This is a genomic window from Sanguibacter sp. Leaf3 (assembly GCF_001425965.1).
Lineage (GTDB): Bacteria > Actinomycetota > Actinomycetes > Actinomycetales > Cellulomonadaceae > Sanguibacter > Sanguibacter inulinus.
On sequence record NZ_LMRH01000001.1, the window covers coordinates 413,481 to 428,554 of the forward strand.

General features: G+C 72.6%; 8 protein-coding genes. 1 reads left to right on the forward strand and 7 read right to left on the reverse strand.

Going from position 1 to position 15,074, the window contains the following annotated elements:
- Positions 1–28 precede the first annotated feature (28 nt).
- The 3 genes from ASG53_RS01870 to mshD form a co-directional block, all read right to left on the reverse strand.
- Positions 29–1,060, reverse strand: coding sequence for an NUDIX hydrolase (locus tag ASG53_RS01870; protein WP_056127691.1), 1,032 nt, complete (start codon positions 1,058–1,060; stop codon positions 29–31).
- Positions 1,057–3,360 (reverse strand): RNA degradosome polyphosphate kinase, encoded by a 2,304-nt coding sequence (locus tag ASG53_RS01875; RefSeq protein ID WP_056127694.1) that lies wholly within the window; start codon positions 3,358–3,360, stop codon positions 1,057–1,059. The genes ASG53_RS01870 and ASG53_RS01875 overlap by 4 nt, the downstream gene beginning before the upstream one ends.
- Positions 3,361–3,471: 111 nt before the next feature.
- Positions 3,472–4,419, reverse strand: coding sequence for a mycothiol synthase (gene mshD, locus ASG53_RS01880; protein ID WP_056127697.1), 948 nt, complete (start codon positions 4,417–4,419; stop codon positions 3,472–3,474).
- A gap of 211 nt (positions 4,420–4,630) precedes the next feature.
- Between mshD and ASG53_RS01885 the strand changes: the two genes are divergently transcribed.
- Complete coding sequence (locus ASG53_RS01885) at positions 4,631–5,455, forward strand: hypothetical protein (RefSeq protein ID WP_056127700.1); 825 nt, start codon at positions 4,631–4,633, stop codon at positions 5,453–5,455.
- A 57-nt stretch (positions 5,456–5,512) separates the two neighbouring features.
- Here ASG53_RS01885 and ASG53_RS01890 read toward each other — a convergent pair whose 3' ends face one another.
- The 4 genes from ASG53_RS01890 to ASG53_RS01905 form a co-directional block, all read right to left on the reverse strand.
- The gene (locus tag ASG53_RS01890) at positions 5,513–8,839 is read right to left on the reverse strand and encodes a bifunctional proline dehydrogenase/L-glutamate gamma-semialdehyde dehydrogenase (RefSeq protein WP_056127703.1); all 3,327 of its coding nucleotides are present in this window, start codon (positions 8,837–8,839) and stop codon (positions 5,513–5,515) included.
- Between the two features lie 98 nt (positions 8,840–8,937).
- The gene (locus ASG53_RS01895; RefSeq protein WP_056127706.1) at positions 8,938–9,834 is read right to left on the reverse strand and encodes a hypothetical protein; all 897 of its coding nucleotides are present in this window, start codon (positions 9,832–9,834) and stop codon (positions 8,938–8,940) included.
- A 159-nt stretch (positions 9,835–9,993) separates the two neighbouring features.
- A complete protein-coding gene (gene acs, locus ASG53_RS01900) occupies positions 9,994–12,009 on the reverse strand; it encodes an acetate--CoA ligase (protein WP_056127709.1) in 2,016 nt (671 codons plus the stop codon).
- Positions 12,010–12,110: 101 nt separating this feature from the next.
- Positions 12,111–14,894, reverse strand: a complete 2,784-nt coding sequence (locus ASG53_RS01905) for a helix-turn-helix transcriptional regulator (RefSeq protein WP_056127712.1) — start codon at positions 14,892–14,894, stop codon at positions 12,111–12,113.
- Between the last annotated feature and the right edge of the window lie 180 nt (positions 14,895–15,074).

Sequence of the window (15,074 nt, forward strand, 5' to 3'; positions counted from 1 at the left end):
AGGACCCGCCGCCGCGCACCGTGCTCTCTCAGTGCAGCGGCGGCCGTACGTGCTCGACGCCGACGACCCGGGGTCCTTTGGCCGTCTGGCTCACGTGGGTCACGAGGGCCTCGCCGGGCTCGAGGAACGGGTCCTTGGTCGGCAGCGCCGAGGCGACCGAGCGGCGCGAGTGCTGCCCGAGGACGTCCAGGACCGTCGGCAGCACGGGCCGGTGCGTGCACAGGACCGTCGGCTCGGCTGACTCGAGCAGCGACCTGACGACAGCGGCGACGCGACCGGGTGACCTCTCGTGGTCGCTCTCGGTGAGGTTCTCGTTCGACTCGGTGTCCAGCCAGGCTGCCCGGGCGTACGGCGCCATGGTCTCCGAGCAGCGCCGCCACCGGCTGGTGACCACCGTGCTCACGCCGAAGGCCGCGAGGACCGGGACGAGCGCCGCCGACTGTGCGTGCCCCGTCGGGGTGAGCGGCCTGTCGATCTCGGTCCCGTGCCACGCGCTGCGGGCCTGCGCCTTGCCGTGCCGGGCGATGACGAGGGCCGTCGTGGCGAGCCGGCCCTTCTCGTGCTCCGCGACGAGGGCGGCGAGCGGGACGGTGTCGGCGCGACGGGTCAGCGCGGCGGCCGCCTGCTCGACGTCCATCCACTTCTTGGCGTCGATCTCGGCAGGGTCGACAGGCGGCACGGGTGCGCGCGCCGCGAGGGCGGGCGATGCCGCGCCGGTGGTCGCGGCCCAGTAGTGCACCCGCTTCACGGCGCCGTCGGGCGTGAGGTACTGCAGCCCGGGCAGCGGCAGACCGAGGGTCACCGGACGACCGGTCTCCTCGGCGACCTCGCGGGCCGCGGCCGTCGGCAGCGTCTCGCCGGGGTCGAGCTTGCCCTTGGGCCAGGACCAGTCGTCGTAGCGCGGGCGGTGGATGAGGAGGACCTGCAGCCGCCCCTCCCGCACCCGCCACACGAGCGCACCAGCAGACTCGATGACCGGGGTCTTGTCGGTCGCCGAGTCGGACACGCCGGTGGCTCCGCGGACGCGGAAGGGGACGACGGGGGGAGTGCTCGACTTCATCGACCCAGGCTCAGTCGACGACGCTGCCGCACGATGAGGTCGTGCTGGACGTCTCCGAGAGGCTGTCCGTCCTCTGTGAGGTGGTGGCGGGTCCAGGTGCCGTCCGCAGCGAGGTGCCACGAGGCGGACTCGGGGGACATGGAGTTGTCGATGAGGTCGATCAGACCGTTGATCTGCGTCTCGTCCGTCAGGCGGATGAGGGTCTCGACCCGGCGGTCGAGGTTGCGGTGCATGAGGTCAGCGGAACCGATGAACACCTCGGGGCCGCTCGCCGGCCCCTCGGCGATCGCCGGGCCCGAGGAGTTCGCGAAGGCGAAGATCCGTGAGTGCTCGAGGAACCGTCCGAGGATCGACCTGACGCGGATCGTCTCGCTGAGCCCGGGGACCCCCGGGCGCACGGCGCAGATGCCGCGGACCACGAGGTCGACCGGGACCCCGGCCTGCGACGCCCTGTAGAGCGCGTCGATGGTGGCCTCGTCGACGACGGAGTTGACCTTCATCTTGATCCAGGCCGGCTTGCCCGCACGGGCGGCCGCGGCCTCGCGGTCGATCCGCTCGACGAGCCCAGACCGCACGGAGCGCGGGGCGACGAGCAGCCTGTGGAACCGGGACTGCGGGGCGTAGCCGCTCAGCTGGTTGAACAGGCGCGTGAGGTCCTGGCCGACGTCGGGGTCGCAGGTGAGCAGCCCCAGGTCGGTGTACAGGCGGGCGGTCTTCGGGTTGTAGTTGCCCGTGCCCACGTGGCAGTAGCGGCGCAGGCCGTCGGGCTCCTGGCGCACCACGAGCGAGAGCTTGCAGTGCGTCTTGAGGCCGACGATCCCGTAGACCACGTGCACACCGGCCTGCTCGAGCTTGCGGGCCCACGAGATGTTGTTCTGCTCGTCGAAGCGCGCCTTGATCTCGACCAGGGCCAGCACCTGCTTGCCCGCGTCGGCAGCCTCGATGAGCGCGTCGACGATCGGGGAGTCACCCGAGGTGCGGTACAGCGTCTGCTTGATCGCGAGGACGTCGGGGTCGGCCGCGGCCTGCTCGAGGAAGGTCTGGACCGACGTCGAGAAGGAGTCGTAGGGGTGGTGGAGCAAGATGTCGCGCTCGCGGATCGCCGCGAAGATGTCTGTCGGCGTCGCGCTCTCCACCTCCGCGAGGTACCTGTGCGTGGTCGGCACGAAGCGCGGGTAGTGCAGGTCGGCCCTGTCGAGGTCGGCGATGAGGTTGAGGCCCGTGAGGTCGAGCGGGGCCTGGAGCGTGTACACCTCGTCCTCGACCACGCCGAGCTCACGGATGAGCAGCTGGCGGATGCGCGGGCTGATGCCCTGGGCGAGCTCGAGCCGGACCGGCGGGCCGAAGCGGCGACGCAGCAGCTCCTTCTCCATGGCCTTGAGGAGGTTCTCGGCGTCGTCTTCCTCGACCTCGACGTCTTCGTTGCGGGTCACCCGGAAGGTGTGGTGCTCGAGCACCTCCATGCCGGGGAACAGGTGGTCGAGGTGGTGGGAGATGATGTCCTCGAGCGGCACGAAGGACGTCGGGCCCTTGCCCGAGGCCTGCGTGCTCGGCGCGCTGGGACGGCCCTTGGCGTCGACCGCGATGAAGCGGGGGAGCAGCGGCGGCACCTTGACGCGGGCGAAGTGCTCCTTGTTCGTCGTCGGGTTGAGCACGACGACGGACAGGTTGAGCGAGAGCCCCGAGATGTAGGGGAACGGGTGCGCAGGGTCGACCGCGAGCGGGGTGAGCACCGGGAAGATCTGCTTGCGGAAGAACTTGTGCAGGCGGTCCTGCTCCTGCTGCGAGAGATCTTCCCACCGGACGAGGGTGATGCCCTCGGCACCGAGGGCCGGCTGCACCTGCGCGGCGAAGGCCCGCGCGTGACGGTCCATGAGGTCGTGGGCGCGCGTGCTGATCGCGTCGAGGACCTGGCGCGGGGTCAGTCCCGAGGCGGCGTTGACGGCCAGACCTGTCGCGATGCGGCGCTTGAGCCCGGCGACACGCACCATGAAGAACTCGTCGAGGTTCGAGGCGAAGATCGCGAGGTAGCGCACCCGGGCGAGCAGGGGCTGGGACTCGTCCTCGGCGAGCTCGAGGACGCGTTCGTTGAAGGCGAGCCAGGACAGCTCGCGGTCGCCGAAGCGGTCGTCCGGGAGCGGCTCGAGGTCGACGCCGGGCGCCGGGGCCACGGCGTCGCGCTCGCCGATGTGCTCGGCGATGTGCGCCGCGAGCTCGGGGTCGATCGGCGCTGAGCCCGGGGAGGGCGTGACAGGGCCGGGCTCAGGGGTGCGCCGAGAGGTCGCGGTCGATTCGCTCATGGGTTCATCGTGACACCTGTTGGTGAACTCTGGGTGCTCAGCGCGAAGATCGGTGCGTCGGCCCAGGTCGCCGGTGGTCGACGGCCTGCGTCGGCAGAGGTCCGGCCGAGGTCAGACGACGGTCTCGGCGGTGTCTGCGGTCGCGCTGGGACGGGCCATCTGGACGTCGGCCGTGGCCCGCGTGAAGCCCGCCGCCGTGTACGTGCGGATCGCCACGGTGTTGTCGCCCTCGGTGTAGAGCTCGACCACCTCGACCCCGAGGTCGTGCAGGCGGGCCAGTCCCGCAGCGGTCAGCGCCGTCCCCAGGCGTAGGCCCTGGGCGGAGGGGTCGACACCGAGGGCGTAGATCTCCCCGACCCGGGGCGCGTCCTGCGCCTGGTCCGCGGGGACCTTCAACCAGCAGAATCCGACGAGCTCGCCGTCACGCTCGGCCAGCAGGAAGGACTCCGCGTCGAACCACGGCTCGCGGGCCCGGGCCTGGAGGTCGCCGAGGGTCAGGCGCCCCTGCTCGGGGTGCGAGGCGAAGGCGCGGGCGTTGACCGCGAGCCACGCCGCGTCGTCCTGACTCGGGCGGAAGCTCCGGAGCGTGACACCCGGGGCGAGCTCGGGTGCAGCCCCCGGGGCGTCGAGGGGCCTGTGCATCTTCCACAGCTCCCGGACGACGACCAGCCCCGTGCGCGCGGCGAGGCTGCGCGCGGCCGGGAGGTCGCCGTGCGCCCACACGGACAGCACGCGGTCCTCGGCGTCCATGAGCTCGAGGGAGTGCTCGAGCAGCGCCGTGCCCACGCCGTGGTGCCGCGCGAGGGGGTGCACGACGAGCTCGGCGCTCGCCGTCCCCTCGGCACCGCGGTCGATCTGCGCGTACCCGGCGAGGTCGTCGGCCGCGCGCACCATCAGGTGGGTCACGGGGGCGTCGGCGTCGAGGAGGTGCAGCAGCGGCTGCTCGGAGAGCGGTGCGACGCCGTCGACGTGCTCGGCCGCGCGGGCGAGCCTGTGCACCGCCGCTGCGTCGGCTGCGGTCAGGGGGCTGGTCTCGACGTCGATCTCGCTGTGGTCCACACCCTCGATTCCATCACGGCCGGGCCGTGGTCGGCTGCAGCAGGAGGACAGCCGCGCGGGTGGACCTGCAGGGCTGCCGCGCGGGTGGAAGTCATGATGGCGGGTGAGGCACCCGCACCCTGGCTCGGCGCGCGCTGCGCACCGCGGACTCACAGCGGGTTCATGGGAGGCCCAGACTGTGCAGACAGGCTCCGGCGCCAGGGTGGTCGCCATGAGCACAGACGACCGCACCCAGCCACTGTCCACCCCGCCGCCCTCGCCCGAGGGCTCGAGCGGAGCTGCCGGGCCGCCGCAGGCCCCGGCCGCACCGCACCAGGCACCGCACCAGGTTCAGGACGGCCCCACGGTCGAGACCGCAGCGATGCCGTCCGGAGGGCCGGGCTACGTCAACAGCTCGGCGACCACGCAGCCGCCCGCCCGGCGACGCCTGGGCTTCGGGGCAGCCGTCGGCGGCGTGGCCGCAGCAGGTGCGCTGTTCGTCGGCGGGCTCCTCGTCGGGTCTGCCACGGCCGACGGACCGAGCACGAGCGCCGCAGCCGAGGCGACAGGTGCCGGGGAGGCTGCCGCCCCGGACGGGACCGCGCCCGAGGGGACCGCGGACGACGGCACCGCGCCCGACGCGGCAGCAGCCGACGGGACCGCGCCCGACGGTGCCCTCCCTGATGCCGGTGGCCGTGGTGGCGCGATGCCCGGGGGCGGCGGTCTGACCTCCGGAGAGATCACGGGCATCGCCGACGGGATCCTCACCGTAACCCTGGCGGACGGCACGGAGATCACCGTGACCACCACCGACAGCACGACCGTCACGACCACCGAGACCGCAGACGTCTCGGCGCTCGCGGTCGGGGACACCGTGACTGTCACGGGCGAGAGCTCCGACGACAGCTCCGACGACACCTCGGTCGTCGCGACGAGCATCGCCGAGGGCGAGACCGCTGGCCTCGGCCGCCCGGGCGCAGGGATGGGCGGGGGTGGACCGCAGGGCGCGGTCGAGCCGAACGCGACGGGGGCAGGTACGGGTGGGTCGACGAGCTGACGGGCTGAGCGCCCGCGTGGGCCCCGGGCACTGCCCGGGGCCCACGCGTCGTGCATCTCAGCCGCGCTCGAGGTGCCCGTAGCGGTGACGTGTCTGGGACACCGCCTGCTCGCGGACCATCGTCAGCAGCTCCCGACGGCCGCTCGCCACGACGGGTGCGTCGAAGACGGTGACCGACCCGACGTGGGCGGCAGCGGCGGCCCGGAGCCCGGGCTCGGAGCCGACGAGCCGGATCCGTCCCTCGACCTCGCCGGCAGTCACACGCGCGGCGAAGGCTTCGGCGTCCTCGACCTCGGCCGAGCTGACCGTGACCGCCACCCCGGCCACCTCGGCGGCGTGCAGCACACGGTCTGCCTCGATCTCGAGCGCGTCTGCCGCGACGCGCAGCGTGAGACCCGGGACAGGGCGGTAGCGCAGCACGTTCGACTCGGAGTCGAGCCCTGTCGGGTCGTGCTCGACGCCCATCTCGCTCTCCCACCACGCCTGGTCGTCGGTCGCCGCCCACGCGAGCCACTCTTCGGGTGCGGTGACGCGGTCAGGGACAGACGCGTCGTCGGACCAGGCGCCGAGCTGCGCGACGTAGCTGGGCCCGCCCGCCTTGGCTCCCGGCCCGACGACCGAGGCCTTCCAGCCGCCGAAGGGCTGGCGCTGCACGATCGCCCCGGTGATGTGCCGGTTGATGTAGGCGTTGCCGACCTCGACGCTCTCGAGCCAGTGGTCGATCTCCGCCTCGTCGAGGGAGTGCAGCCCACCGGTGAGCCCGAAGGACACGGCGTTCTGCACCTCGATCGCCTCGTCGAGGGTGTCGACCCGGACGATCCCGAGGACCGGGCCGAAGACCTCGGTCAGGTGGAACCACGAGCCGGGCTGGACGCCCGCCTTCACCCCGGGGGTCCACAGGTGGTCGGTGCCGGGGACTGCGCGCGGCTCGACCACCCAGTGCTCGCCCTCGTCGAGGGTCGTGAGCGCCCTGAGCAGCTTCTCGCTCGGCTCGACGGTCAGCGGACCCGTGGTGGTGGCCAGGTCGGTCGCGGGCCCGACGGCGAGGGAGCGCACGGCGTCGACGAGCTGACGGTGCAGCCGTGCCGAGCGTCCGACGTTCCCGACGAGCACGAGCAGCGACGCTGCCGAGCACTTCTGCCCGGCGTGCCCGAAGGCCGACCGGACGATGTCCTTCACGGCGAGGTCGATGTCCGCCGCAGGGGACACCACGAGGGTGTTCTTGCCGGAGGTCTCGGCGAAGACGTCGAGGTCGGGGCGCCAGGACGCGAAGAGCTCCGCGGTCTCGATCGAACCCGTGAGGATCACGCGGGTCACGTCGGGGTGGGTGACGAGCCTGCGCCCGACCTCGCCCTCGTCGGCCGAGACGACCTGCACGACGTCAGGCTCGTAGCCGTGCTCGACGAGGGCACGGCGGATCGCGTCGACCCCCACGGCCGCGCAGCGCGGCGTGACGTGCGACGGCTTGATGACCACGGGGGACCCTGCGGCGAGCGACCCGAGGACCGAGCCGAGGGGGATCGCGACGGGGAAGTTCCACGGCGGGGTGACGACGGTGAGGCCCTCCGGGGTGAAGGTCGCCCCGGCGACCTCGTCGAGGTCAGCGGCCCGCTCGGCGTAGTACGCCGCGAAGTCGACGGCCTCGCTCACCTCGGGGTCGGCCTCGCCGACGGTCTTGCGGGCCTCGTGGACCATCGTCGCGACGAGGTCCGTGCGGGCCTCCTCGAGCAGGCGCGCGGCCGTGAGCAGCACCTCGCGGCGCTGCGCACCCGTGGTCGAGCGCCAGCTCTCAGCCACCTCGGCGGCGCGTGCCACGACCACGTCGACCTCGGCCGGCGAGGCCAGGACCGTGGTGGCAGGGACGGACGCTGCGAGCCTGTCGGCCGTCTCCTGCGAGACGATCTGCTGGGCCCACTCCCGGGACGCCTCGACGGCCGGGTCGGTGTCGGGCGCGTTGACGAAAGGCTGCCCGGCGACGAGCGTCGGCGGGGTCGGCCGCGCGGAGCGGCGCGGCTCCGTGGGAACCGTCGCGCTCGCGGCGACCGAGGCGCGGAAGGCGGCCTCCTGGTGGTCCATGGGCGAGCCGTCCTCGTGCGGGCCGTCCTCACCGGCGAACAGCGCGTGCACGAAGTTCTGCGAGGCCGAGTTCTCCTCGAGCCTGCGGACGAGGTAGGAGACCGCGACGTCGAAGTCCTTCTTCGCCACGACAGGGGTGTAGAGGACCACCTGGCCCACGGCGTCACGGACCGCGCGCGCCTGCGCCGGGGCCATGCCCTGGAGCATCTCGACGTCGAGGGCCTCGCTCACGCCTCGGTCGCTCGCCATGAGGTGAGCGAGGGCCACGTCGAAGAGGTTGTGGCTGGCCACGCCGATCCGTACGGCGTCGGTCCGGGTGGGGTCGAGGGCTCGGTCGAGCACGCGCACGTAGTTCGCGTCGACGTCGGGCTTGGAGCCGTAGGGGGCCTGCGCCCAGCCGTGGAGCTCGGCGTCGACCCGCTCCATCGCGAGGTTGGCGCCCTTGACCAGACGCACCTTGACGCGCGCACCGCCGGCGGCCCGGCGCGCCGCGGCGGCCTCGGTGAGGACGTCGAGGGCCGCACCCGAGTCCGGGAGGTAGGCCTGCAGCACGATGCCCATCTCGAGCCCCAGCAGCTCGGGGTCGGACATGAGGCGCAGGAACACCGCGACCGTGAGGTCGAGGTCGTGGTACTCCTCCATGTCCAGGTTGATGAAGGTGCCGCGCTCCGTGGCCGCCAGGTACAGCGGGCGGACGGTCTCGAGGACCCTCTCGACGCTGTCGGCGGTGTCCCAGGTGGACAGCTGGGACACCACGGCGGAGGTCTTGACCGACACGTAGCTGATGTCCGGGCGGGCGATGAGCGCGAGGATGCGCTCAGCCCGGTGACCGGCCTCCTGCTGACCGAGGACGGCCTCGCCGAGCAGGTTGATGTTGAGCCTGAAGCCGTCGGTCGTCGCCTTCGCGATGTGCTTGGCCAGGCGCGGACCGTCGTCGACGACGAGGTGCCCGACCAGCTGGCGCAACCGGGTCCGGGCCGCCGGGACGACCACACGGGGCAGCAACGGTGCTGCGACGGTGCCGGCCGTGACGAGCAGCCTGTCGACGGGGTTGAGGAAGGAGCCCGGCGCCGAGGCGACCGACCGGAGCTCAGCGAGCTCGTGGGCGGCGACCTGGAGGTCGTCGGGACGGGCCACCCTGTCGACGAACCTGACCGCGAACTCGAGGCCTGCAGGGTCGGAGACCAGCTGCGCGAGCCTGTGGGTGGTGCGGCGCTCTGCCGCAGTCTGACCAGCGGCTGTGGCCGCCATCCACGTGCGCGCCAAGGATGCGGCGTCGTCCGTGAGCTGTGTGAGAGAGAGGGACATGGCACCAGTCTGAGCCACGCGGGCACCTGCGTCGTGGCGGCACGCGCCAGAGGCCCGGGTGGGCCGCCCCGCGACCTGCCCCCGGGCTCCGGTGGAGGTTAGAGGCTGCCGACGACCCTCTCGTGGAGAGCCCGCAGCGACGACGCCGAGACGGAGAAGGCCCCGTCCGCCGGGTCGACGTGCACGACAGCGACCCCGGCCTCGACGAGCGCCTCGACGTAGCCCACGACCGACGCTGTGGGGACGGCCACGACCGATGGTGCTGCCGCACGGTCTTCTGCAGGGACGGTCTCGTCCTCGGGGAGCCGGGCCGCGAAGGCCGCCGCGCGCGACGCCGAGGTGAAGGCGACGAGCGTCGGACCGGCCTCGTGGGAGACGGCGAGCGGGGTCTGCGACGGCCCGCGAGGGACGAAGTACCAGTGGTCGAGCTCGAAGACGGCCTGCCAGAGTGCCGACTGGGCCGCGGTGTCGCCGGGCGTCGCGCGGGCGCTCGCAGCGAGTTCGTCGACGATGGTCGACTCCTGGGTGTCGTCCTGGCCGGCGGGGGTCTGGGCCGTGCGGGCCTTGAGCCGGGCGAGGTCGTCGAGCAGTGTCCGGAGCATCGACGGCTTGATGCCGAAGGGGGTGTCCTGGATGTCGAAGGCGAAGAGCCTGACGCCGCTGTCCTCCATCGAGGCGGCGGCCTGGAGCACGTCGCGCGGCGGCGAGGCGAAGACCGCGTTGGTCCCGCCGCGGCCGCCGTCGGCGAAGGCGATCGCGCGGGCCATGTCCGTGAAGGCCGGGACTGCGGACTCGCCGTTGAAGGTCACGAGGCCGGGGCGCATGGACCCGGAGTCGTCCTTGACGAAGAACCAGCGGGGGAGCTCGAGGACTGTGCGCCACAGCGCGCCCCAGGCGACCGCGGCCTCCTTCGAGCCCGAGCCGTCACCGGCCCCGGCGGCGACGGCGGAGGCGACGAGGCTGTCGATGACGGCAGACGACGGTGAAGGCTTCATCCCTCCATCCTCCCCGAGCCTCGCGCTAGTGACGAATGCAGGCGCCGAGCTCGGCACTTCGGAGCGAGATCGTGCCGCAGGAGGCACGATCTCGCTCCGAAGTGACGATCTCGCCCTGCCGGCGCCTGCCTGGTCCAGCAGGCAGGCGCCGACCGACCACTACTTCTGCGCGGGTGTCGCCAGGCCGCTCGCGATGAGGTCCATGACCGAGGAGTCCGCGAGGGTCGTCGCGTCGCCGACGGTGCGGTGCTCGGCGACGTCGCGGAGGAGACGGCGCATGATCTTGCCGGACCGGGTCTTGGGGAGCTCGGGGACGACGAGGATCGTGCGGGGCTTGGCGATCGGCCCGATCTGCTTCGCGACGTGGGCCCGCAGCAGCTCCTGCACGTCGGCCTGCACGGCGTCCGCGGCGAACTCCGAGCGCAAGATCACGAAGGCCACGACAGCCTGCCCGGTCGTCTCGTCAGAGGCGCCGACCACGGCCGCCTCGGCGACGATCTCGTGGGCGACCAGCGACGACTCGATCTCCGTGGTCGAGAGCCTGTGCCCCGACACGTTCATCACGTCGTCCACGCGGCCCAGCAGCCAGATGTCGCCGTCGTCGTCCTTCTTGGCGCCGTCGCCGGCGAAGTAGACGTTCTTGAACCTCGACCAGTACGTGTCCTTGAAGCGCTCGAGGTCGCCCCAGATCCCGCGGAGCATGGCGGGCCAGGGTTCGGTCACCACGAGGTACCCGCCCTCGCCGTGACCCACGGGCTGACCCGCGTCGTCGACCACGTCGGCGGCGATCCCGGGCAGCGGGCGCTGCGCCGATCCTGGCTTGGCCTCGGTCACACCAGGCAGCGGGGAGATCATGATGGCGCCGGTCTCGGTCTGCCACCACGTGTCGACGATCGGCGTGACGCCCGACCCGATCACCCGGCGGTACCACTTCCACGCCTCGGGGTTGATGGACTCGCCGACCGAGCCGAGCAGCCGGAGCGAGGACAGGTCGAAGCGTCCGGGGATCTCCTCGCCCCACTTCATGCAGGTGCGGATGGCCGTGGGCGCCGTGTAGAGGATCGAGACCTTGTACTTCTCGACGAGCTCCCACCAGCGTCCCTGGTGCGGGGTGTCGGGGGTGCCCTCGTAGATCACCTGCGTGGCGCCGTTGAGCAGGGGCCCGTAGACGACGTAGGTGTGCCCGGTGACCCAGCCGACGTCGGCCGTGCACCAGTAGACGTCGGTCTCGGGCTTGAGGTCGAAGACGTTGTGGTGCGTGTACGCGGCCTGGGTGAGGTACCCGCCTGTCGTGTGCAAGATCCCCTTGGGCTTCCCGGTCGTCCCGGAGGTGTAGAGGATGAAGAGCGGGTGCTCGGCCTCGACCCACACGGGCCCGTGCTGGACGTCTGCGGCCTCGACGGCCTCGTGCCACCAGACGTCGCGTCCGGCGGTCCACGCGACGTCCTGGCCGGTCCGGCGCACGACGAGGACGTGCTGGACCGGAGACTCCGGACCGCCGTCGAGGGTCTCGAGGGCTGCGTCGACGGCGGGCTTGAGCGCCGCGGCGCTCCCTCGGCGGTAGCCGCCGTCGGCGGTGATGACGACCTTGGCCTCGGCGTCGGCGATCCTGCTGCGCAGCGCGTCGGCGGAGAACCCGCCGAAGACGACGGAGTGCGGAGCGCCGATGCGGGCGCAGGCGAGCATCGCGACGACGGCCTCGACGATCATCGGCAGGTAGATGACCACCCGGTCCCCGGCCTCGACCCCGAGGGACGAGAGCACGTTGGCCGCCCGGGACACCTCGCGCTGGAGCTCGGCGTAGGTGACGGTCCGGGTGTCGCCGGGCTCGCCCTCGAAGTGCAGCGCGACCCTGTCGCCGTTCCCGGCGACCACGTGCCTGTCGACGGCGTTGTACGCCGCGTTGAGGGTGCCGTCGGCGAACCAGCGGGCGACGGGCGCCCCGGACCAGTCGAGGGTCTCGGTGAAGGGGGCCTTCCAGGTGACGTGCTTCCGAGCCTGCTCGGCCCAGAAGGCCGTCGGGTCGGCGGCGGCCTGGTCGTAGAGGTCGGCCTGAGCGTTGGCCTGCGCGGCGAAGGCCGCGCTCGGCGGGAACGTGGGGTTCTCGTCCGCGGCCTCGTGGGCCTCAGGGGCTTCTCGGCCTTCGGGCGCTGTGGACGGGGTGTCCTGGGGCACGGCATTCCTCCGGTGTGCATCGACGCTGGTGCAAGGGACCTTCGTCCCAGGTCGAGCATAGTGTGTCGCAGCACACACCGGGCCCCGAGCTGTGGCGATGCTCAGCGTGCGACGTCTCCCGACAGCACCGCCGTGCTCCCGCCCAGACGCGAGACCAGCTCGGTGCGCGACCTCACGTCGACCTTGCGGAACACCCGGGTCAGGGTCGCCTCGACGGTCCGGACCGAGAGGTACACGCTCGCGCTGATCTCCTTGTTGCGCATGCCGCGCGCCACGAGCAGCGCGATCTGCAGCTCCCGCTCGGAGAGCGCCGACCGGACCTCGGCGGGCACAGTCGAGCTGTCGGGCCGCCCTCCGACCGCGATCTCCGCGGGACCGAGGCTCGCGGGCTGCTCGACCGACGGCGCGGCGAAGACCTGGCGCAGGTGGTCACGGACAGGACGGAGCAGCCGCGGGTCGGCGAGCCACCGCCGGACAGCGTCGGTCTCGGGCACCGGGGAGTGGCCTGGCGTCGCGAGCACGGCGTCGACGAGCTCCTGGGCTGCGACGGACATCCAGCTGCACCTGTCCTCGCGCTGCGAGCAGGTCCTCGAGAGGGCCCTGGCGTCGTCGAGCCTGCCCTCGGCGACGTAGGCGCGCGCGAGGGCCGTCGGCAGGACGACGGTGATCATCGTGTCGGCGAGCGCCGTGCGCTCGTCGTCGTCGAGGAACAGCGCCGAGCGGGCGTGCTCGAAGAGCTCGACGGCACGGTCGCCCTGGCCCGATGCGAGGCAGTACACGCCCTGGGTGATCTCGGCGCGGACGTCCAGCAGCGTCGGCCCGAGCGCGATGGCGCGGCCTCCCCGCGAGGCCCGCAGGAAGGTCGGAGGGACTGCTGGGCCCGGGGCCTCGAAAGAGCTCCCGATGCCGACGGCGACCCGCAGCGAGGTGGCGCAGGAGCTGAGGTCCGAGATCTCCGACATCTTCTCGAGGTGGTGCACGGCGAGCACGTAGCTGCCGCGCGCGAACTCGACCATCGCGTGGTTGAGGTCGTAGAGCAGCCTGTCGTACCTGGAGCGCGGCGTGCCCGAGAGCGTCGCGAGCTCGGCGCGTGCCTCGGCGATCTTGCCTGCGTGGCGCAGGGCGTAGAGGTGCATCCCCGCACACTCCCAGGGAGTCCGTCCTGCTCCGGGTGCGCCCTGCACCTCACCCCGAGCACGAGCCTGAGACCACCTCTCGAGGGCCGCGTCGGGGTCGGTCTCGCCCGACGACGCGGTGCGGGCCAGCGCGTAGTCGAGCTCGGCGCGGAGCGCGTCGGACAGCTCGTCGCGGAGCGGGGCGACCCGCTCTGCGACGGTCTGCGCGGCTGTGGGCCGCCCGACCGCCAGCAGCATGAGCGCGGTCTCGACGGCGAAGGCCTGCGCCGCGGACCGTTCGGAGGGGTGGGCCTGGTCGAGGGCGTCGAGCGCGATGCTCGCCGAGACCGTCTCGTCGGCGAGCAGGCGGACGTTCTGGACCACGCGGGCCAGCGCGACCCGTCCTCGACCACCCGAGAACCCGTCGAGCGCGGTCTGGGCGACCGCCAGGGCGTCGGCCAGCAGGCCGTCGTGCAGGGCGACCTGCGCCTCGGCAGCGCTCAGGAGGCCGCGCACCTCGGGCGTGCTGTGCGGCCAGGCGGCGGCGAGCAGCCTGCGCGCCCGGTCTCCGGCGTCGCGGCTGCTGCTCGTCTGGACGACCCGCACGGCGTGTGCCGCGAGGCTCAGCACGAGCCCCGCAGACTCGCCGGGCGCGTCGGAGGTCGCCACGGCCGTGCTGAACGCCTCCTGGACAGGGTCGAGGTCGTCGGCGCACGCAGCGAGGAGCGCCCGGGCCGCGCGGCGCCTGATGGTGCTGGTGGTGGTGGCGCGCAGGTGCCGCTCGAGCAGTCCGCTCACAGGCCGGACGTACCCGGCGCGCGAGACGACGGCGCCGTCGTCGACGAGGTCTTCGAGGCAGGATCCGAGGGTGTCGAGCATCCTCGACACGAGGCCGGCCGAGCGGGTGCCCGAGGTGACCACCAGGTGCAGCGCCTCGAGGGTCGGTGGTGGGAGCTCGGCCACGAGGTCGGTTACGGCGGCACGTGCCGCGTCGGCGAGCCGCTCGGTCGTCGGGATGAGGCTCGTGCCGAGCAGCTGGGTCTCCGTGAGCTGCTCGACGAGCTCTTGGACGACCGCGGGGCGTCCGTCGGTGAGGTCGCGGACGCGCTGCGCGACAGTCGCCGGCGGGGTGAGGGACCGCAGCGAGCGGGCGGTCTCGACCACGTCCTCGACGGTCAGGGGCTTGAGCTCGAGCCTGCGGAAGTCGTGCAGCTCGGGGACGTCCTGCTCACGGGTCGCCGAGCAGACCACACCTCCGCCGGCCGTCGAGTACGCGGCGGCGAGGGCGAACAGAGCCCGGCTCGCGGCGTCGATATGGTCGACGTCGTCGACGAGGAGGTAGATGCGGCCACGTCCGGCGGCGAGCCGCATCGACTGCACGAAGGCGTCGAGCATCCGCGAGTCGAGCGCGTCCGCACGGGACGGCGGTGCGACGTGAGCGTCGGCGAGCGCCTGCCGGACCGAGCCCACGTCGTCGGGGCGTGCGACGACCGGGATGCCGAGCGCGCTGCTCACCTGCGCCTCGGCGATCACGGCTGCCCCGTACGGGACAGTCGGCACGGTGCGCAGCCCGCGCACGCGCACGACGACGCCGTCGAGGGCGGCCGCGAGGTCGTCGAGCAGCGTCGACTTCCCCATCCCGCGCGGTCCGACGACGAGCAGGCCGGGGTGCGACCCGGGCCCTGCGACGGCGTCGAGCGCAGCGTCCAGCTGCCTCGACGTGCTCTCTCGGCCTCCGTCGGCCGTGGTCGTGTCTCTGGCCATGGTCATCGAACCCCCTTCGACGACGTGGGCACGGAGCGAGTCGACCCGCGGATGGAAAGCGTTCTCCCAAACGATGCTGCGGGTGCCGTGCCTACGTCGACCCATAGTGCGGGACCGGGGGAGGTCTCCGCAAAGGAACCCGCAGATCGTGCGGGTTCCCGCAGAGGTGCACGGGGGTAGCCGCCG

Coding starts and splice junctions, on each gene's coding strand:
- ASG53_RS01870 (WP_056127691.1), bottom strand. CDS start 1,060: ATGAAGTCGAGCACTCCCCCCGTCGTCCCCTTCCGCGTCCGCGGAGCC.
- ASG53_RS01875 (WP_056127694.1), bottom strand. CDS start 3,360: ATGAGCGAATCGACCGCGACCTCTCGGCGCACCCCTGAGCCCGGCCCT.
- ASG53_RS01885 (WP_056127700.1), top strand. CDS start 4,631: ATGAGCACAGACGACCGCACCCAGCCACTGTCCACCCCGCCGCCCTCG.
- ASG53_RS01890 (WP_056127703.1), bottom strand. CDS start 8,839: ATGTCCCTCTCTCTCACACAGCTCACGGACGACGCCGCATCCTTGGCG.
- ASG53_RS01895 (WP_056127706.1), bottom strand. CDS start 9,834: ATGAAGCCTTCACCGTCGTCTGCCGTCATCGACAGCCTCGTCGCCTCC.
- ASG53_RS01905 (WP_056127712.1), bottom strand. CDS start 14,894: ATGACCATGGCCAGAGACACGACCACGGCCGACGGAGGCCGAGAGAGC.